This window comes from Roseococcus pinisoli (genome assembly GCF_018413645.1).
GTDB lineage: Bacteria > Pseudomonadota > Alphaproteobacteria > Acetobacterales > Acetobacteraceae > Roseococcus > Roseococcus pinisoli.
In genome coordinates this window covers 633,738-651,354 of sequence record NZ_JAHCDA010000002.1, presented here as the reverse complement: position 1 = coordinate 651,354, position 17,617 = coordinate 633,738, and the positions used below count along the sequence as shown (strand labels likewise).

14 protein-coding genes and 1 tRNA gene are annotated in these 17,617 nt (G+C 67.3%); 7 read left to right on the top strand and 8 right to left on the bottom strand.

Features of this window, described 5'->3' with window-relative positions:
- Nucleotides 1–44: 44 nt before the first annotated feature.
- Together phnF and KHU32_RS11780 are read left to right on the top strand one after the other, a co-directional pair.
- Nucleotides 45–782 (top strand): phosphonate metabolism transcriptional regulator PhnF, encoded by a 738-nt coding sequence (phnF, locus tag KHU32_RS11785; protein WP_213670284.1) that lies wholly within the window; start codon nucleotides 45–47, stop codon nucleotides 780–782.
- A gap of 2 nt (nucleotides 783–784) precedes the next feature.
- A complete protein-coding gene (locus tag KHU32_RS11780) occupies nucleotides 785–1,912 on the top strand; it encodes an alpha-D-ribose 1-methylphosphonate 5-triphosphate diphosphatase (protein ID WP_213670283.1) in 1,128 nt (375 codons plus the stop codon).
- On the opposite strand, the gene KHU32_RS11775 is transcribed toward KHU32_RS11780, so the two are convergent.
- Nucleotides 1,913–3,535 carry a hypothetical protein gene (locus KHU32_RS11775; protein ID WP_213670282.1) on the bottom strand — a complete coding sequence of 541 codons (1,623 nt, stop codon included), beginning with the start codon at nucleotides 3,533–3,535 and terminating at the stop codon, nucleotides 1,913–1,915.
- 105 nt (nucleotides 3,536–3,640) lie between these two features.
- On the opposite strand from KHU32_RS11775, the gene KHU32_RS11770 reads away from it, so the two are divergent.
- Complete coding sequence (locus KHU32_RS11770) at nucleotides 3,641–4,579, top strand: glycosyltransferase family 2 protein (protein ID WP_213670281.1); 939 nt, start codon at nucleotides 3,641–3,643, stop codon at nucleotides 4,577–4,579.
- A gap of 52 nt (nucleotides 4,580–4,631) precedes the next feature.
- Here the strand turns inward: KHU32_RS11770 and KHU32_RS11765 are convergent, their stop codons facing one another.
- From KHU32_RS11765 to KHU32_RS11750, 4 genes are all read right to left on the bottom strand, one after another.
- On the bottom strand, nucleotides 4,632–5,018 hold the full coding sequence (locus KHU32_RS11765) for a VOC family protein (protein WP_213670280.1): 387 nt from the start codon (nucleotides 5,016–5,018) through the stop codon (nucleotides 4,632–4,634).
- 89 nt (nucleotides 5,019–5,107) lie between these two features.
- Entirely contained in the window at nucleotides 5,108–5,452 is a 345-nt protein-coding gene (locus KHU32_RS11760; RefSeq protein WP_213670279.1) for a hypothetical protein, read from the bottom strand.
- A 122-nt stretch (nucleotides 5,453–5,574) separates the two neighbouring features.
- On the bottom strand, nucleotides 5,575–6,144 hold the full coding sequence (locus tag KHU32_RS11755; RefSeq protein ID WP_213670278.1) for a hypothetical protein: 570 nt from the start codon (nucleotides 6,142–6,144) through the stop codon (nucleotides 5,575–5,577).
- A 255-nt stretch (nucleotides 6,145–6,399) separates the two neighbouring features.
- Nucleotides 6,400–7,500, bottom strand: coding sequence for a histidine kinase dimerization/phosphoacceptor domain -containing protein (locus KHU32_RS11750; protein WP_213670277.1), 1,101 nt, complete (start codon nucleotides 7,498–7,500; stop codon nucleotides 6,400–6,402).
- Nucleotides 7,501–7,962: 462 nt separating this feature from the next.
- Here KHU32_RS11750 and KHU32_RS11745 point away from each other — a divergent pair, with 462 nt between their 5' ends.
- Both KHU32_RS11745 and KHU32_RS11740 read left to right on the top strand, forming a co-directional pair.
- Nucleotides 7,963–10,362 carry a DUF2339 domain-containing protein gene (locus tag KHU32_RS11745; RefSeq protein ID WP_213670276.1) on the top strand — a complete coding sequence of 800 codons (2,400 nt, stop codon included), beginning with the start codon at nucleotides 7,963–7,965 and terminating at the stop codon, nucleotides 10,360–10,362.
- 769 nt (nucleotides 10,363–11,131) lie between these two features.
- Nucleotides 11,132–11,686, top strand: coding sequence for a S1 family peptidase (locus KHU32_RS11740; RefSeq protein WP_213670275.1), 555 nt, complete (start codon nucleotides 11,132–11,134; stop codon nucleotides 11,684–11,686).
- Between the two features lie 109 nt (nucleotides 11,687–11,795).
- Here KHU32_RS11740 and KHU32_RS11735 read toward each other — a convergent pair whose 3' ends face one another.
- From KHU32_RS11735 to KHU32_RS11725, 3 genes are all read right to left on the bottom strand, one after another.
- Nucleotides 11,796–13,055, bottom strand: coding sequence for an MFS transporter (locus KHU32_RS11735; protein WP_213670274.1), 1,260 nt, complete (start codon nucleotides 13,053–13,055; stop codon nucleotides 11,796–11,798).
- 455 nt (nucleotides 13,056–13,510) lie between these two features.
- Nucleotides 13,511–13,585 (bottom strand) — tRNA-Asn (locus KHU32_RS11730).
- 92 nt (nucleotides 13,586–13,677) lie between these two features.
- Nucleotides 13,678–14,676: an AI-2E family transporter gene (locus KHU32_RS11725; RefSeq protein ID WP_249680971.1), complete on the bottom strand. Its 999-nt coding sequence runs from the start codon at nucleotides 14,674–14,676 to the stop codon at nucleotides 13,678–13,680.
- A gap of 295 nt (nucleotides 14,677–14,971) precedes the next feature.
- On the opposite strand from KHU32_RS11725, the gene KHU32_RS11720 reads away from it, so the two are divergent.
- Both KHU32_RS11720 and KHU32_RS11715 read left to right on the top strand, forming a co-directional pair.
- A complete protein-coding gene (locus tag KHU32_RS11720; RefSeq protein ID WP_213670272.1) occupies nucleotides 14,972–16,060 on the top strand; it encodes a patatin-like phospholipase family protein in 1,089 nt (362 codons plus the stop codon).
- Between the two features lie 4 nt (nucleotides 16,061–16,064).
- Nucleotides 16,065–17,519 carry a GntP family permease gene (locus KHU32_RS11715; RefSeq protein ID WP_213670271.1) on the top strand — a complete coding sequence of 485 codons (1,455 nt, stop codon included), beginning with the start codon at nucleotides 16,065–16,067 and terminating at the stop codon, nucleotides 17,517–17,519.
- Nucleotides 17,520–17,617 lie beyond the last annotated feature (98 nt).

Here is a 17,617-nt window from a genome sequence, read left to right as displayed (position 1 = left end):
AGCCGAAACTGCCAGTCCGGAGTTGCGAGTTGGTTGAAACTTCCATGACGTCAGACCTCCCGATGCTGGATCGGGGGGCGGGCGTCGCGCTGTGGCGCCAGATCGGCGCCGTCATCGAGGCGGCTATCAAGGCCGGCCAGCACGCCCCAGGTGAGCGCCTGCCCACCGAAGCCGAGCTGTCCGCGCGCTTCCGCGTGAACAGGCACACGATCCGCCGCGCCATGGAGGAGCTGGAGGGGCGCGGCATGGTGCGCATCGAGCAGGGGCGCGGCAGCTTCGTCGCCGAGGATGTGCTGGACTATCCGCTCGGTCCCCGGACGCGCTTCAGCGAGATCATACGCAGCCAGAACCGCGAGCCCGCGGGCCGCCTGCTGCGACTCGCCGAAATCCCGGCCGATGCGCGCATCGCCGAATTGCTGGAGATACGCTCGGGCCGCCACGTGGTCCTGGCGGAGCGTATCGCCATGGCCGATGGCCGACCCGTTGCGCTGGGCTCGCACCACTTTCCCGCCCAGCGCTTCCCGCGGATCCTGGCGCTGCTGCGCGAGGATCCGTCCATCACCCGCGCGTTGGCGGAGTCCGGTGTCCCGGACTACCGCCGCCGCATCACCCGCATCACCGCCCGTATGCCCACGGCGGAGGAGGCCGAAGTCTTGCAGCAATCACGATCCCGCCCGGTCATTGTCGCCGAGGCGGTCAATATCGATGCCGATGGAAAACCCGTGGACGCGACGCTGACGCGTTACGCGGCCGGGCGCGCGCAACTCGTGGTGGAGTCCTGATCATGTCGTGGAGTGTTTCGGGCGGGCAGGTCCTGCGCGAGGGTGAACTGGTGGCGGGCGACGTCACGCTGGCCGAGGGCCGGATCGCGGAGGGCAACGGCGCCGATCGCCACCTGGATGCGACCGGGCTGCTGGTGATGCCGGGGCTGATCGACATCCATGGCGACGCGCATGAGCGCGCGCTGCAGCCGCGCCCCAATGTGGACTTCCCCGCCGACTTCGCGATGCGCGATGCCGCCGCCCAGCTGCTGGCTTCCGGCATCACCACGGCCTATCTCGGCATCACCCTCTCTTGGGAGCCGGGCCTTCGTTCGCTGCAGGCTTTCGAGTCCACGCTCGGTGCGCTGCGCAACCCGCCTCCGGGCCCTGACTTCCGGGTGCATCTGCGCTTCGAGGCCGATAATTTCGACGCAGAGCCGGCCGCGCTCGCCGCGATCGAGGCGGGCGAGGTCCATCTCCTCGGCTTCAACGATCACACGCCGGGCATCCGGAAGAAGCTCGGCAACTCCAAGGAGCTCGGCAAATATGCCGGCCGGGCGGGCGTGAGCGAGGAGCAGTTCAAGACCCTGGCCGAGGCCGCCTATGCACGGCGCGGAGAGATCCCCGAATCCCGCGCCCGCATGGCCGGCGCCGCTCAGGCCGCCGGGATTCCCATGCTCAGCCATGACGATGCGAAGCTCGAGGACCGCGCCCTGTTCCGCGGGCTCGGCGCCAGCATCTGCGAGTTCCCGATGAACGAACCCGTCGCCGAGAATGCGCGGGCGGCCGGCGAGGCGGTGGTCATGGGCTCACCCAATGTGGTGCGCGGCGGCAGCCATCTCGGCTGGGCCAGTGCCGCACCGCTCGCCGAGCGCGGTCTCGTGACGGTGCTGGCCAGCGACTATCACTGGCCGGCGATGCTCGCGGCGCCCTTCCGCATGGCGGCGCGCGGCGTGATGAACCTGGCCCAGGCCTGGGCCCTGGTCTCCACCAACCCGGCCGACGCGCTGGGCCTGAAGGACCGCGGCCGCATCGCGCCCGGCCTGCGTGGCGACCTGACGCTGGTGACACCCGAGGGCGCGCTGGCGGCGGTCTTCGCGAGCGGGACGCTGGCCTGGGTGTCACCGGAGGCGGCGGGGCGTCTGGGGTAGCTAGCCGGCGGCGGGGGGACTCGCCCTCGCCACCTCGCAGAAGGCGTGGCCGCCCGGCTGCAGATTGCTCCTGATGATGCCGCAGCTTCCGAGGCGGAGATCATAAGGGGCCAGCAGGGCGGCCGCGCGCTCCGCCGTGACGTCTTCGCCGAGGAGGAGGCGGAAGGGGCCGTGATGCTGCGCAACGGTAGCGTGGACACGGCGCGTGATGCCGGTCTCCTCCCCGGGGCGGACAATGTTGTTGTAGATGCCGACGGCCCTGACGCCGGCGGGCAGGAACGTCGCCACATAGGCTAGCCCGTCATCGCCGGCGATGAGCAACAGGCCGTCGGGCGGGATTGGCAGTGGGTCCAGACGAACCGCCTGTGCGCCATGACGGACATGACCCCAATTGGGCGCGATCGTCATGAGCATGGCCGCCAGAGCCACGATGCCGGTGGCCGCCGCTTTGCGCCAAGCCTCTTGCGGCATTAGCCGCCCGAGGGCCAGCACCAGCAGCACGCCGGCAAGACTCTCCACCACCAGCAGGTAGCGATAGATCCCGAAGATCTTGGCCCAGATCGCGTAAGTGGCGATACAGAAGACGACCAGCAGGACCGTCGACCGCTGCGTGCGGAGGGTCTCGCGCCAGCTCCCGCGAAGCAAAAAGCCCAGGCCCAGCACGAGGGAGGAGAGATAGGCGATGGCGACCCGCGGGTCGCGCATGATCAGTTCCGTCACCAGCCCGGCGTTCGGCCGCAGCCAGTAGAAGGGATAGAAGAGCGCCTGCATCCAATCGCGCGGCAGGAAACGCGTGTCCCCGATCCGAACCGAAGGGTAGTCGGCGGATTGGAAGAGGTCGTTGTACATGGGGAAGACGGGGCTCGCATATTCGCGCCACAGCATCCAGGCGAAGGGAGCCCAGAAGAGCAGGAAGCCGATGGCCATCGCGAGACCGGCGGCGATCGCGGCACGAAGGCCAAGCAGCGCCAGGATCAGAAGGCCGAGCGGCGCGGCATAGATGATATTGGTGAGTTTCAAACCGACAGCCGCCCCGCAGACGAAGCCCGCGAGCAGCATCTGGAGAGCGAGATCGCGTCGCTCGAGCCCCGGCGCGTCGGCCGCGCGGAGGGTGAGCCACAGCGCCACCATCACCAGGGCGCCGACAGACACATCGTTTGTGGTGCTCCCGATGGCGGTGATGGTCGCTGCCCCGGTCATGCCCATCAGGGTGACCACCGCCGCCACCGACATCGACGGCCAACCCCGTCCCAACGTTCGGCTTGCCATCATCATGGCGATGCGGGCGAGGGCGAAAGCATAGAGCCCGGCAGGCAGGCCCATCAGGAAAGCAATCAGTCGCGGGTGGTCGTTGAGGGTCCGGACGAGGAAATAGTAGGGAAGGTTCGGCAGCGGATTGAAGAAGGTCTGGAACTGCGCCGGCACCACATCGAAACCGAGCCTTCCGTGCAGGAAGGAGAAGGCCGCGTAGAGATGGTAATTTCGCAGATCCCAATTGGAATCGGTGCCAAGGCGGACCGAATAGAGACCGGTAAGCCCGCACAACACTGCAAGTAGGAGGGTCTGCGGCCCCCAGCCGCCTCGTTCAACCCAGGCGCGAAGGCCACGCCACGACGTGTTCATGCCTTGATCTCCTGGTGTTGCGGCGGCCGGAGGCCTAGCAGGGCAGGGGCGAGCGTCAAGTCAAAGCTTGCGTCGTCTGCTGGCCTCCAGTAGTGGCGCGCCGGAATGACCCCCCATCCGTCCACCGCCCGTCGAATCGCCGTTTTGGTGCCCTGCTACAACGAGGCCGCGACGGTCGCGCAGGTGGTGCAGGATTTCCGCGCCGCGTTGCCGGACGCCGAGATCCACGTTTTCGACAATAATTCCACCGACGGGACGGGGGAGATTGCGCGCGCCGCCGGTGCCCTGGTTCATCGTGAGGAGAGAAAGGGGAAAGGCAATGTCGTCCGCCGGATGTTCGCGGACGTCGAGGCCGATCTCTACATCATGGTCGATGGCGACGCGACCTACGATGCCGCGGCCGCGCCGCGACTCATCGCCACGGCCATGGATGGCGGTTATGACATGGTCAATGTCGCGCGCGTCGAGACGGCGGAGAAGGCCTATCGGCCCGGCCACCGCTTCGGCAACCGCCTGCTGACCGGCCTTGTGGGCTGGGTCTTCGGCACGCGCACGACCGACATGCTTTCCGGCTACAAGATCTTCTCGCGCCGTTTCGTGAAGAGTTTCCCGGCCGTGAGCGCGGGCTTCGAGATCGAGACGGAGATCATGATCCACGCGCTGGAGCTCGGCATCCCGATCGGGGAGATCTCGGCGCCCTATGGCGAGCGGCCCGAGGATTCGGCGAGCAAGCTGCAGACCTGGCGCGACGGCTTCCGCATCCTCCGCATGATCGGCCAGCTCGTCCGGCGCGAGCGGCCGCTCGAATTCTTCGGCATCGCGGCGCTCGTGCTGGTGGCGTTCTCGCTGCTGCTCGGTCTGCCGGTCGTGCTTGATTTCTGGGAGACGGGCTTGGTGCCGCGCCTTCCGACGGCGGTGCTTTCCGCGGCCGTCATGCTCTCCGCGCTGCTGTCCTTCGCCGTCGGGCTGGTGCTGGAGGCGGTGACACACAGTCGCCGGGAGCTGAAGCGGCTGGCCTATCTGGCGCTCCCGCCGCTCCGCTGACCGGTGGAGCGGGCTTGGAGGATCGCGGTCTCCCGCGATCCCTTGTCGCCGCTCAGGCGACCTTCTTGCGCTCGAGAATCTCGATCGACACGTTCTCCGGCCCGCGAATGAAGCTGATGCGGATACCGGGGCGGAGCTGCTTCGGCTCCATCGTGAAGTGCACGCCCTTGGCCTTCAGATCGGCATAGGCCGCATCCAGATCCTCGACGATCATCCCGAAATGATCGATGCCCGTATAGGGTGCGACCGGCGCCGGGGCGGAGTTCTCGTCCGTGGCGATGAGGAAGATGTTGGCGCCGCCGACCTTCATATCGACCCGCGGGGCGCCATTCTGCATCGAGCGATTGATCTGCGCGCCCAGGATTTTCTCGTACCACGCGGCGGTCGCCTCGATGTCCGGGGTCCGCAGGTGGATGTGATCGAAGACGTAATTGACCATGGAATCTGCTCCTCTACGGGGCGGAGCATGCGGCACCCCGAAGACGGCGACTAGATGCCGCCCGCCCTCCGGTGCTGCCGGTCAGGGGCTCAGTAGCGCCGCATCTCTTCGATCCGGCGGCGCTCCTGTTCCACCCGGTGACGGTCCTGCTCGACCTGCCAGCGCTGCCGCTCGACCTCGCGCCGGCGCTGGCTGTCCTCGGCCTGATGGCGGCGCATTTCCTGCTCGCGGCGCCGGGCCTCCTCCTGGCGCCGCCGCGCCTCCTCCTGGCGTCGTCGCGCTTCTTCCTCGCGACGCCGCGCTTCCTCCCGGTGGCGGCGGCGCATCTCTTCTTCCCGGCGCCGTGCTTCCTCGCCGCGGCGGCGCTCCTCTTCCCAGCGCCGATCCTGCGCGAAGGCGGCAGGGGCGGCCATGGTGGCGGCGACCGTGGCCAAGATGAAAAGCGCACGGCGTGTCGAATGGGGCGGCATACGGAACCTCTTGTCGTCGTCGGGAGCCTAACGCGCGCCTTGCGACAAGGTCGCGGCCAGGGCGGGGCGAAACGAGGGCAGGGGGCTCAGCGGATGGCCCCGCGGCGGCGGATGTAGGGCGCGATGTCTTCGCTGACGGCCAGCGCGTCGATCGTGTCGGCCCGGTAGTGCAGCACCCATTCCGGGTTGCGGAAGACCTCGTTGGGCACGCTGACGGTCATCTCCCATCGGCCGTTCAGGACGGGCTGGCGGTTCTGGTCATGGAGCGTGAGGACCGTCCGAGCACCGGCCAGCGGCGGTTCCCGCGTGGCGATCACCTGGATCAGCGAGTAGCGCGCCGCGCCGCGAAGGGCGTCGATCTGCAGCGTCATGATCCAATCATCGCCCGACCGCTGGGCAAGGATCCGGGCATGGGTCGGCTGACGGGACGAGGGATTTTCCGTCACCGGAAATTCCAGCCGCGTCATCCGGGCCGGGCCGGGCAGCAGATCGTGACCGCAGAGGTGGGCGGCTGCACAGACCCGCTGAATGCTGGGCGGCAGATTTCCAGTGGCGTCGAGGACGAGGAGGGCCGCCACGACCAGCAGCAGAAAGGACAGCAGACGGAATCGCCGATGCCGAGGTCGACGTGGCGGCTCTTCCGAACTGCCGGGCATGCAGGTTTCTCCTTGGCGGCCCCCCGCATTGGGCGACCACATGGCTGCCTAACCGCCAGAGATGCATACGTCGAGGGAAAGGCAGTCCGAGTGCGCAGGCTTCTTGCGGAGTAGGGGCGCTATCCGCTGCCTTCAGTGGGGCAATGCCTGGCACATCGGCGAAGGTTGCGGGGCGCAGCAGAGCCTTTGCTGGTGGCGCGAAAGGATCAAAACCGGACCCCATATAAGATACCCGACGGTCGGGAATCTCGCTACCTAGCGAGCCTCCGGCATCTCCATGGTCACGACGAAGGCGGTGTGGCGCTTGCTCCTGTCCACGGCAACTTGCCCCCCGCGAGTGGATACCAGTCCACGGATCAGGCGCATGCCCAATCCCCTGCTTTCTTCGGGTTCAAAGCTGATCGGGATGCCGGCGCCTTCATCCTCGACGACGATGAACAGCAATCCTTCCACTTTCGAGACCCTCACGGTCACAAGGCCTTCGCCGTATTTCAGCGCGTTCGTGGCCAGCTCGAAGACGATCAATCCGACCGTCGCCACCTCGCTCGTCGGCCATTGTATCGCTTCGGCATGCAGCGCGATCCGCCGATGCCCCAGCGTCGAAGCGAGCGCCTTGTTCTGGTCCTCGATCAATGTGGCGAGATAGACAGCCAGATCGACCTCTATCCCGGCCCCTGATCGGTAGAGGTGCTCGTGCATCAGACCAAACGTATTGACCCTTTGGGCACTGGCCTGGAGTTGCTGCGACGCTTCGGGGTCGATCGTCTGGCGGGACTGGAGGGTGAGCAGGCTCTGCACCATCTGCAGGCTGTTGGAGACCCGGTGGTGAGCCTCGGCCACCAGCAATTCCTTCTCCCGGACCAGGGCTTCCTTCTCCCGGATGGCAAGCCGAAGTTCGAGCTGGTTCATCACCTGCCGGGCGAGGGCCCGCAGCGTGTCCTCTTCCTCGTCGGTCAGGCCCATCGGCCGGGGCTGGTAGTCCAGGACGCAGACCGTCCCCAGCGGCAAGCCGTTGGAGGAGGTCAGGAGGGCGCCACCGTAAAAGCGCAGATTGGGATCGCCAGCGACCAGGGGGTTGCAACCGAACCTGGGGTCCTTCGCCAGATCGGGAATCACGAAGATGTCTGGCTGCAGGATCGCGTGAGCGCAGATGGAAACATCGAGCGGAGTCTCGCGGACACCGAGGCCGCACTCCGCCCCGAACCACTGTCTCGTCGCATCGACGAAATTCACGACGGCGATAGGAGTCCTGCAGATATGAGACGCTATTTTGACGATGCCATCAAAATCGAGATCGCTATCAAGCACGCCATAGTTGTGTAGCGCCTCGACGCGTTCGGCTTCGTCCCACGTCACTCTCATTTTGATCGCCCTCGGAGGTGACTGTACTCGATCATAGCGGATCAGAAGCGGTTCGGCATTAGCCGCAATGGCCCAGCTGCCGGCAGCGATCTGCCGTGTTCTCCAAAATAAGCCCCATAACCTGAGTGACCAGGAGTCTCAGCGGATGATGGAGGCGTCTGGGATCAGGAACCACCCTGCTACGGCGATTGACCGTCGGCATTGCGGGACCCAACATTTCTTATGGATGACCTTTTCGCCTTGCTCGCGCTGGTTCCTCTCGGGCTCTTCATCGGTTGGCTGCTGGGTATTTCGGGCTGGCGCCAGGCGCGTCGGGCGCGGGCGGAGATCGCTCTGTTGCGGGCCGCCTTGCAGGCAGCGGGTATTTCGATACCGGACAGGCTGAGCCCCGGTCTTCCTTATCCTGGTCATTCGGTGCCGCAGCCACAGCCGCAGATCGCGCCCGAGCCGACGGTAGTGCCCGTCATTGAACCGATTGCCACAGTTCCACCGCCGCCGCCGCCACGCCCCCAACGTCCCGGGCTCGAGGAGCTGCTGACGCTGCGCTGGGGCACCTGGCTGGGCGCGGCGGTCCTGCTGCTGGCTGGCGTCTTCCTGCTGCGCACCGCGATCGAGGAGGGGTGGCTCGGCCCCGAGGCACGCTGCGCCCTGGCGGCACTGCTGGCCCTGGTCCTGATCGGCGGGGCGGAGTGGCTGCGCCGCCGGCCGCTGCCTGACCGTCCGAGCATCCCATGGCCGGATCAGGCGCCGTCCGCCCTGGCGGCGGGTGGCGTGGCGCTGCTGTTTGGCGCCGCCTATGCGACGGCCATCATGTACGCGCTGGTGCCTCCGCTGATCGGCTTCGTGATGATGGCGGCGGCGGCCCTGGCCGGACTGGCGCTGGCATTGCGGCAGGGGCCGCTGGTGGCTGCCGTCGGCATCGCGGGCGCCTATGTGACGCCGGCCCTGGTCCAGACGGACGTTCCCTGGATGCCCGGGCTCTTCGCCTATCTGCTGATCGTCACGGCGGCAGCCCTGGCGGTGGTCCGGCAGGTGGGCGCTGTCTGGCTGGGTTGGCTCGCTATTCTGGCGGCTGCGGCCTGGATCGTCATGGGCGGGCTCATGGCACAGGGCCCGGCCGATCTCTGGCCGCCGGCGCTGTTCATCCCCGCGGCGGCGGCGCTGCATCTGGGCCTGCTGCCCGGCGTGGCGCTGGACGGCGCGATCGGCCGCCGGCTCGCCTGGATCCCCTTTGCCGTTCTCGCCGCGACGGGCCTGTTCCTGCTTGTCCAGGGCGTCAGTGCGCCGGCTGTGGCGATCCTGCTGCTCACCCCAGTGGCCGTGGCCAAGGGCGGTCTGGAGCCTCGGTTGGACCGGCTGCCATGGCTGGCCGCGCTGGCGGGGCTGCTGTTGCTGCTGGCCTGGCCGATCGGCGCCTGGAGCACCGGTGACGAGGCGGTGACGGCCGCGGGTGTGGTGGTCGCCATTCTGCCGGGCCAGGCCTGGGCGCCGGAGGCCTTGCAGGCCTTCCTGATCGCCGCCCTTGCCCTTGCGGCCATGCACGCCGCTGCCGGCGCCTGGCTGGAACGCCGCGCGCCGAACCCGACGCGCTGGGCGGCGCTGCCCGCAGCGGTGCCGGTGCTGGTGCTGCTGATCGCCTTCGCCCGGGTGCGCGGCTTCGCGCTGGATGTCCGCTGGGCACTGGTCGCGCTGGCGCTCGCCGGCGCGCTGGTTGGCCTGGCGGCGCTGGCGCGCCGGGAGGGGGCCTTGCAGCGCGCCGGGGTGCATGCGGCAGGCGCCGTCGCGGCCCTGGCGCTGGGCGTCGCGATGGTGCTGTCGGATCAATGGCTGACGCTGGCGGTGGCTCTGTTCCTGCCGGCACTGGCCTGGGTCGAGGTGAGGGCGCAGCTGCCGGCCTTGCGCAAGGTGGCCATCGCCGTGGCCGGCGTGGTCCTGGCGCGGCTGCTGCTGAACGAGGAAGTGGCGAGCTACGATCTCGGCAGCCTGCCAGTGCTGAACGGCCTGATCCCCGCCTATGGCGTGCCCGCTGCCGCCTTCGCGCTTGCGGCCGTGATGTTCCGGCGGCGCGGTGATGACCTGGCCGTCGCGGTCCTGGAGGCCGGCGCCATCGCCTTCACCACCGCCCTGCTCATGCTGGAGATCCGCCACGCGGTCACCGGCGGCGCGCTCGCCGAAGATGTGACCCGCTCGGTGTTTCGCGAACAGGCCTTGCAGGTCTTCAGCCTAGCGGCGATGGCAACGTTTCTGCGGCTCGCCAACCGGCGGCTGGGGGATCGGCCCGTGCTGCGCTGGGGCTGGCGACTGCATCAGATCGCAGCCTTGGTCCTCGGCGTCCTACTGCTGCTGGCCAATCCCGCCCTCGATCCGGGTGCGTTGCTCATGCGCGCGCCGGTGCTGAACGAGCTCCTGCTGGCCTATGCGTTTCCGGCGCTGCTTGCGGGGCTGGCGATGCGCGCGCCGGAGGCCGGCTGGATGCCGGGCTTCCGCCAGGCGCTCGGCGCCTATGCGGTGCTGGCGGTCTTCGCCTGGGTGACGCTGGAGGTGCGCCACGTCTTCAACCCCGAAACCATGGCGCTGATGCTGGCCGCACCTGGCGAGCCTGAGCTCTACGCCTATACCGGCGCCTGGCTGCTGCTGGCGGGCTGCCTGCTGGCGCTCGGCATCCGTTACGGCGTTCGGGCATTGCGGCTGGCGGCGCTGGCGGTCATGGCGGTGACGGTGGGCAAGGCTTTCCTCGTGGATATGAGCGGGCTGGTAGGGTTGTGGCGGGCGCTCAGCTTCTTCGGGCTGGGCCTCGCCCTGATCGCGCTGGGCTGGGTTTATCGGCGCTTCGTGGTGCTGGTGCCAAAGCCATGATGCTGCCCTGGCAGACATCATCATGCGGAAGGATTGAAAGTCGCCCGCCTGGCCCAACCTACATATCTTCATTCAACAACTGAAAGGAGGTGGTCCGATGTCTCATTGTCACATGCCGCATATGACGGATCTCATGAGCCCGACCCCCGCCACGGGGATCGAGCTCGGCTGAGCTGTCCGCCTAGGCAGGACAATGGAAGCGCCGTCCCGTCAAAGGGGCGGCGCTTTACTTTTGGGGCTGATGCTGCCGGCCCGTCGCCTTCTCTGGCGGCAGCGCGCGGCGCCGCCGTATACAAAGCTGAAAGCGTTCGATCGTGCGCTTCAAGCTCAGAGTGGGACGCCGCGAAGCGCCATATTTCAGGGAAACGCCATAGCTGGAGGCCCTAGGGGCGATCTCGCCCGAGGCGCTTAGTCGTCGACTGACGATCGAGACTTCCGCATTCTCTACGCGATGGGAGAGGTGCAGAGGATGATTACAGCCGTAGTGCTTCTTTTGCTCAGCTTGGTTCGGCCGGCACAAGCACAGGCAGCGTGCGTCGACGTCGTCAATTCCGATGGACGAAGCCTGACCGCCCCTAGCGGGAGTTGCCTGGAAGATTTGCAGCGCGGCCCATCCTGGAGGCTGGCGACATCAAGCCTGGCTGTGGGGGGAGGGCAAACCTCTTCTCTGCCAGGCGCGATGCGGGCAGCTGCAGGCCCTTCTTCTTCCAGATCAGTCCCAGCCCCTGGGCCAACGGCACCGTTTGCGACCATGCCTTCCGCGATCGGGATGAACGAGATCTCGGCTCGCGATGTCTTTGCCAGCGCGCGGACCAGCGTCTGGATGCTTCGTGCCATGGCGCCCGGAGGTACGGTTTTGCAGGGCTCCGCCATCGCAGTTTCGTCGCGGCATCTGCTGACGACGTGCCATCTCGTTTCAACCACCGATTCCGCCGAAATCTCTCAGGGCTCGGCCCGGCGAGCCGTGTCCGTCGTGCTGCGTGATCAACGGACGGATCGATGCATCCTTGCGGTCGCTGAGCCGACCCTGCGGCCCGTCCGTGCGGTGCGGCCCTTTCGGCAACTCGGAGTTGGGGAGCGCGTCTATACGGTGAGCGCCCCCGCAGGGCGTGAGCTCACTCTGGGCGAAGGCTTGGTCTCGTCGCTCCATCCCAGCCCAACGCTCTCCATCATCCAAACCACTGCGCCGATGTCGCTGGGCTCGAGTGGAGGCGCGTTGTTCGACGCTCGGGGCAATTTGATCGGCGTCGTCGCTTTCCGTGCCCGGGAGGTTCGGTCGCTCGGCTTCGCGATCGCAGCTGAAGATTTTTGGACTCTTCGTTGATTTTGCGGAATACAGGCCTGCGCGAATTTCTGTGATGGCGCGGCCTCCAGCCTAGCGGCCGGTGCTGACGAGACCATTCGGCGAAGCCGACGCCAAGGCCCGTTCGCGCCTATCGCGGCGGGGCTGTCTTCTCCTGAGACACCGCGATCAGTTCCGTGCCCACAGGCGTGGGCGGCTGAGGCTGAAACTCCTCGGTCCGTGCAGGGGCAGCGTGACGCCTGATCTGCCAGAATCCCAACAGGACAATGAGGATCTGCGCCACGACTGTCAGTGCAGGCAGGGCTCGTGGACCGAAGGCCGTCATGGCCGCGCCGATTACAAGTGGACCCAAAGCCGCGCCGGCCCCCTGGGCTATCAGCATGCCGCCGGAGGCCGCGACGAACTCCGAAGGAGGAACGGAATCATTCACATGAGCCAGCACCACGCTGTAGATCGGCACGACAAGCCCGCCGAAGAGAAACACCAGGACAAAGTAAATCCATGTCGAGGCGCCGGAGGGTGTGAATTGCGTCATGCCGGCAAGGGCGATAGCCGCGACCGTCGCTGTGGCTACCACGAGCAGCCGTCGGTCCATTCGGTCGGATAGCGCGCCAAGCGGCCAAATCATGGCGGCGGCCCCGATGGCTCCCGTCGCCATGAAGACCGCGACCCCCTGATGCTGCAGCCCGATGGACTGCGCCAGGACAGGGGCCAGCGAGAAGAAGGCGCCGGTGCTGACGCCACACAGGAATGCCGCGGCAAGCCCAAACGGGGCTTGTGCGTAAAGACGGCGCAGATCGATCCGCAGCGTTCCGGTCGGCAGGGGAGGCGGATCGGCCTGTGACAATGTGAGCGGCAGGACCGCGCCGGTCAGGATGAGCGATACCACCGCGAAAAGGACATATCCGCCGGGATCAGCGACCGGCAACAGAAGCTGGCCCATCACGCCGGCGACCAGCCCGGTCATGCCGTAGATCGACAGAATCTGCCCCCGCATCTGGTTGATGGCGGCGGCGTTTAGCCAGCTCTCGACCACGACGAAGAGGCCGGCAAAGCAGAAACCTGTCAGCATCCGGGCGACGATCCAGACCACAGGATCGATCCAGAGGAGGTGCAAGATCGGCACCATGGAGGCCATGGAAGCAAGGGCCGCAAAGCTGCGCGTCTTGCCGACGCGGCGAATCAGCCGCCCGGTCACCAGCGAGCCGGCCATCAGACCCGCGAAGAAGGCGCCGCCGATCATGCCGATGACGGTGGGCGAGAAGCCTTCCATACCGCCGCGCACGGCCAGAAGCGTCCCCTGGAGGGTGTTGCCCAATTGAAGCAGACCGAAACCCGCGAGCAGGGCAGCGATGACGGGAAGCGCCGAAGTGAGGCGGTCAGTTTGCATGGCGACATTTGTAGCGAAGACCCGCCCCTTTGCACTCCGCAAACATGCGAGGCGGCGCGCCAACGCTCGGCAAATCGGGCGTTGCGAGGCCAAAGGCCGGATCACATGGGGGGCGACTATTTTTGGGGGTGGGGGGAACGATCAGAAAATTGAGAACGCAGATCCGAGCCGACCACCATGGGATCCAAGATGCGTCCCAGACCAAGGCGCAGCGCCCCACTGAGGTGTCGGGCGGAGTGGTCAGTATCCGCGTCGGTGAGACGGATCATCGCCAAAATAGGGAAGGGCGCTGGTGCTTCTGACCCGGCGCTTTTCGAAAGCTGCAATCAGGTCGTCACACCGGGGAGGCCGTTTGCCAGCAGCCTAAGATCAGCCGCTATATCCAAGCCCTTTATGGACGTTTTTGCGGGCTGCATGCCGCGCCGCCCTGAATGCTGAATTTTCTCTGGAAATGATGGCTCCGGCGGTAGGATTCGAACCTACGACCAACGGATTAACAGTCCGCTGCGCTACCGCTGCGCCACGCCGGATCACCTGGAGGAGCCTCTAGCAGCGGTTCGGGAGATGCGCAACACCACCCTCCGCCCGTATGACGTATTCCTGACGATAAGGGCGCGAATAGTCAGTCGCCGTCCTGCCCGGAGAGCAGCGCCGCGACCCATTTGCCGCCCTCGAATTGCAGGCAGATCGTCACCGCGGCGATGAGCACGGGCACGCCGATGAAGGCGCCCGGCGCGCCCCAGAGGAAGCCGCCGAAGAAGACCGCCAGCAGCACCATGAAGGGCGAGACCGCCAGCCGCTTTCCGGCCAGCAGCGGCTCGATGTAGCTGCCCGAGACCGACTGGATGACGTTCAGGCACAGGAACACCACCACCGCCGTCTGCCACGATTCGAACTGGAGAATCGCGAAGATGGTGGGAAAGAGCGTCGCGATCAGCGGGCCGATGAAGGGGATGTAGTTCAGGACGAAGGCGATCACGCCCCATTCCGCCGCCAGATCGAGGCCCATCAGCCGGGCGAATCCCCAGACGGCGATGCCGGTGACGACGCTCATCAGCGTGCGGACCGCCATGTAGCTACGAAACTTCACGGCGGTGTCGATCGCGGCCTGGCGGAGTCGCGGGGCCACGTCACCCGGAATGCGCTGGAGCTGCCGGTCCACGACCTTCACCTCCAGCAGCCCCAGGACCAGGAAGACCACCGTCACGATCGAGAAGGCGAGGATGCTGTGCAGCCGCCCGGACACCTCCTGCGCGATCACGATCAGCCAGCGGGAGCTGATGCCGTCCGAAAGCAGGGCGGCGACGCCGATTCCCTGTTCCTCGAACCAGGCGATCTTGCGCGCATAGAGCAGCTGGATCTGTCCCGAATTGGTAAGGATCCATTGCCCGACCCCACCGAAGGCCCAGGTAATGAGCAAGGCGAGTGTCACCACCGTCAGCAGCGCCGCGAGCATCGAGGCCAGCATGGCGAGGCCCGCCGGCACGAAGGCCGATAGCCGGCGCTGCACCGGCCAGACGAGGGCCATGAGGAAGAGCGCGAAAGCCACCGGGGCCACAATGGATTGCGCAAGGTGAAGCGCCGCGGCCACCAGAATGGCCGCGCAGAGACCGATCATCATGCGAAGGCTTTTCCCAGTTGGCCCGGTCCCACGTCTCCGGGCCCCGGACGCTCGCATGGGCCCCTCCGTTCCGGCAACCTCGGGCCATTCCCCGCCAGGATTTTGGGACGCCATGAGCAGGGCTGGGACAATAGGCCGCTCGCATTCCAGGCGCCGGGGGCTAGAAGGACGCTGGAAGCTTGGGAGCGAGGCGGATCGACGGCCGGTGTCCGGATGCCGCCTCATGGCGCCGCCCGGGCCGGCCTCGTCTCGATCCGTGGACGGCGCGCCACTTCCGCCCAGGAGTTCAGCGGCCATGGCGAAACGCAGCACTTCCATCCCTTCGGCACCGACCGATTCCGGATCAGAGGCAGAGGGGGCCGTGCCCGCCCGCGCGCCGCTGCTGGTCGACCTCGCCCTGCAGGGCGGCGGCTCGCACGGCGCCTTCACCTGGGGTGTGCTGGACAGGCTGCTCGAGGAGGAGTGGCTGGAGATTGAGGCCATCTCGGGCACCTCGGCCGGCGCCATGAATGCGGCCGTGCTGGTTGATGGCCATGCGCAGGGCGGCGCCCAGGGTGCCCGCGCGGCGCTGGAGCGTTTCTGGCACACCGTCTCCAAGGGCGCGGCGATGAGCCCCTTCCGCCGGGGCCCGATCGACGTGCTGCTTAACCGTTGGACCCTCGACCATTCGCCCGGCTACGTGGCGATGGACATGATGAGCCGGCTTTTCTCGCCCTACGACTTCCCCTTCGGCGACACCAATCCGCTGCGCGACATCCTGGCCCAATGCGTGGATTTCGAACGCTTGGCGGCCTCGCCGATCAAGCTGTTCATCACGGCGACCAATGTTCGCACCGGCCGCGGCCGCGTCTTCCGCAACGCGGATCTCTCGCCCGATGCGTTGCTGGCCTCCGCCTGCCTGCCGACCATGTTCCAGGCCGTCGAAATCGACGGCGAGGCCTATTGGGACGGCGGCTATTCCGGCAATCCGACGATGACGCCGCTGATGGACGAATGCGTCTCCGATGACACCATCATCGTCGGCATCAACCCGGTTGAGCGGGCGGGAACGCCCCGGGGGGCGCGCGACATCCTGAACCGGCTCAACGAGGTCTCCTTCAACGCCGTGCTGCTGAAGGAACTGCGGATGATCGCGCTGCTGCGGAAGGTGGCCGACCCCGGCAATGCCGAGGTGGCGCATTGGGCCAAGATGCGGGTCCACCTCGTGCGCAGCGACCTCCTGACCGATCTCGGTGCTTCCTCGAAGCTGAACGCGGAGTGGGATTTCCTGACCATGCTGCGCGACGAGGGGCGGCGCGCGGCCGAGGCCTTCCTGGCCGAGAAGGGCGACCGGCTGGGGATCAGCTCCACGCTGGATATCGATCAGCTTCTGGCCGGAGGCTGACGCCATGGGCCTCCTTGGCATCCTGGCGGGACTGGCGCTGCTGGTCCTTCTGGCCTTCCGGGGCTGGAGCGTGCTGCTCCTGGCCCCGCTGGCGGCGCTTGTGGCGGCGATCTTCGCCGGCGAGCCGCTGCTGGCCCATTGGACGCAGACCTTCATGGGCAGCGCGTCCGCCTTCATCGCACAGTTCTTTCCGCTCTTCCTCCTGGGCGCGCTCTTCGGGAAGCTGATGGAGGATAGCGGCGCGGTTTCCGCCATCGCGCGCTGGATGACGGAGAAGCTCGGCGCGCGGCGGGCGGTTCTGGCCGTCGTGCTCGCGGGGGCGGCGGTCACCTATGGCGGCGTCAGCCTCTTCGTCGCGATCTTCGTGCTGACGCCGATGGCCCAGGCGCTGTTCCAGTCGGCCGGCGTGCCGAGGCGGCTGATGCCGGCGGCCATCGCGCTCGGCACCTCCACCTTCACGATGTCGGCCCTGCCGGGGACCCCGGCGATCCAGAACGCCATCCCCATGCCTTTCTTCGGCACGACGCCCTTCGCGGCGCCGGGGCTCGGCCTCCTTGCCTCGGCCATCATGCTGGCCTTTGGCCTGTGGTGGCTGAACCGGGCCGAGGGGAGGGCGCGTGCGGCCGGCGAGGGCTTCGGCGACCCCACGCCGGCGCCCGTCCACGAGGCGGCCGACGACCCCGTCCTGCGTGAGCGCGCCACCGTCTCCCGCGAATTTGACCCCTCCGAGATCCATCGCAGCGCCGATGCGGGCGGCGAGCCGCCGATCTGGATCGCCGCCCTGCCGTTGGTCGTGGTGGTGCTGACCAACCTGGCGATGTCCTTCTTCGTCCTGCCGCGCTTCGACGCCGCCTTCCTGGCGGAGCCGCGCTGGGGTGGCACCAGCCTTTCGGCGGTGGCCGGCGTCTGGTCGGTGGCCGTGGCGCTGGCGGCGGCGATCCTGGTGATCCTGCTGCTCAGCGCGCACCGGCTGCCTTCGCTGCGCGCCACCATGGATGCGGGTGCCAATGCCGCGGTGCTGCCGATCTTCGCCGTGGCGAGCCTCGTTGGCTTCGGCGCCGTCGTCGCGGCGATGCCGGCCTTCGAGCTGGTGCGCAGCTGGGTGCTGGGCATCGGCGGCGGGCCGCTGGTCTCGCTCGCCGTCGCGACCAATGTGCTGGCGGCGCTGACCGGCTCGGCCTCCGGCGGCCTGACCATCGCCCTGGACGCGCTGGGGCCGACCTACATGCAGATCGCGGCCGAGCAGGGGATCGACCCCGGCCTTCTGCACCGGGTGGCCGTCATCGGCGCGGGCACGCTGGACAGCCTGCCGCATAACGGCGCGGTGGTGACGCTGCTTGCCGTCTGCGGCTGCACGCATCGCCAGAGTTATCTGGACATCGTCATGGCCTGCATCGTGGGCGCGCTGATCGCGCTCGCGGCGGTCATCCTGCTCGGAAGTCTGGTGGGATCATTCTAGGCCGCGCCGGGCTGTTTCAGCGCCCGGCGGGTCGCGCTCGGGATGGAAAGAGGGCAGTTTGTCCTCTGCCATCCCTCTTTTGGAAGGAAAGGATACGT

Bases quoted from the DNA above. Each gene is read 5' to 3' on its own strand.
- KHU32_RS11720 (WP_213670272.1), top strand. From the start codon at position 14,972: ATGGCGAAACGCAGCACTTCCATCCCTTCGGCACCGACCGATTCCGGA.
- KHU32_RS11755 (WP_213670278.1), bottom strand. From the start codon at position 6,144: ATGCCCGGCAGTTCGGAAGAGCCGCCACGTCGACCTCGGCATCGGCGA.
- KHU32_RS11725 (WP_249680971.1), bottom strand. From the start codon at position 14,676: ATGATGATCGGTCTCTGCGCGGCCATTCTGGTGGCCGCGGCGCTTCAC.
- KHU32_RS11715 (WP_213670271.1), top strand. From the start codon at position 16,065: ATGGGCCTCCTTGGCATCCTGGCGGGACTGGCGCTGCTGGTCCTTCTG.
- KHU32_RS11775 (WP_213670282.1), bottom strand. From the start codon at position 3,535: ATGAACACGTCGTGGCGTGGCCTTCGCGCCTGGGTTGAACGAGGCGGC.
- KHU32_RS11780 (WP_213670283.1), top strand. From the start codon at position 785: ATGTCGTGGAGTGTTTCGGGCGGGCAGGTCCTGCGCGAGGGTGAACTG.
- KHU32_RS11740 (WP_213670275.1), top strand. From the start codon at position 11,132: ATGAACGAGATCTCGGCTCGCGATGTCTTTGCCAGCGCGCGGACCAGC.
- KHU32_RS11735 (WP_213670274.1), bottom strand. From the start codon at position 13,055: ATGCAAACTGACCGCCTCACTTCGGCGCTTCCCGTCATCGCTGCCCTG.
- KHU32_RS11765 (WP_213670280.1), bottom strand. From the start codon at position 5,018: ATGGTCAATTACGTCTTCGATCACATCCACCTGCGGACCCCGGACATC.
- phnF (WP_213670284.1), top strand. From the start codon at position 45: ATGACGTCAGACCTCCCGATGCTGGATCGGGGGGCGGGCGTCGCGCTG.
- KHU32_RS11770 (WP_213670281.1), top strand. From the start codon at position 3,641: ATGACCCCCCATCCGTCCACCGCCCGTCGAATCGCCGTTTTGGTGCCC.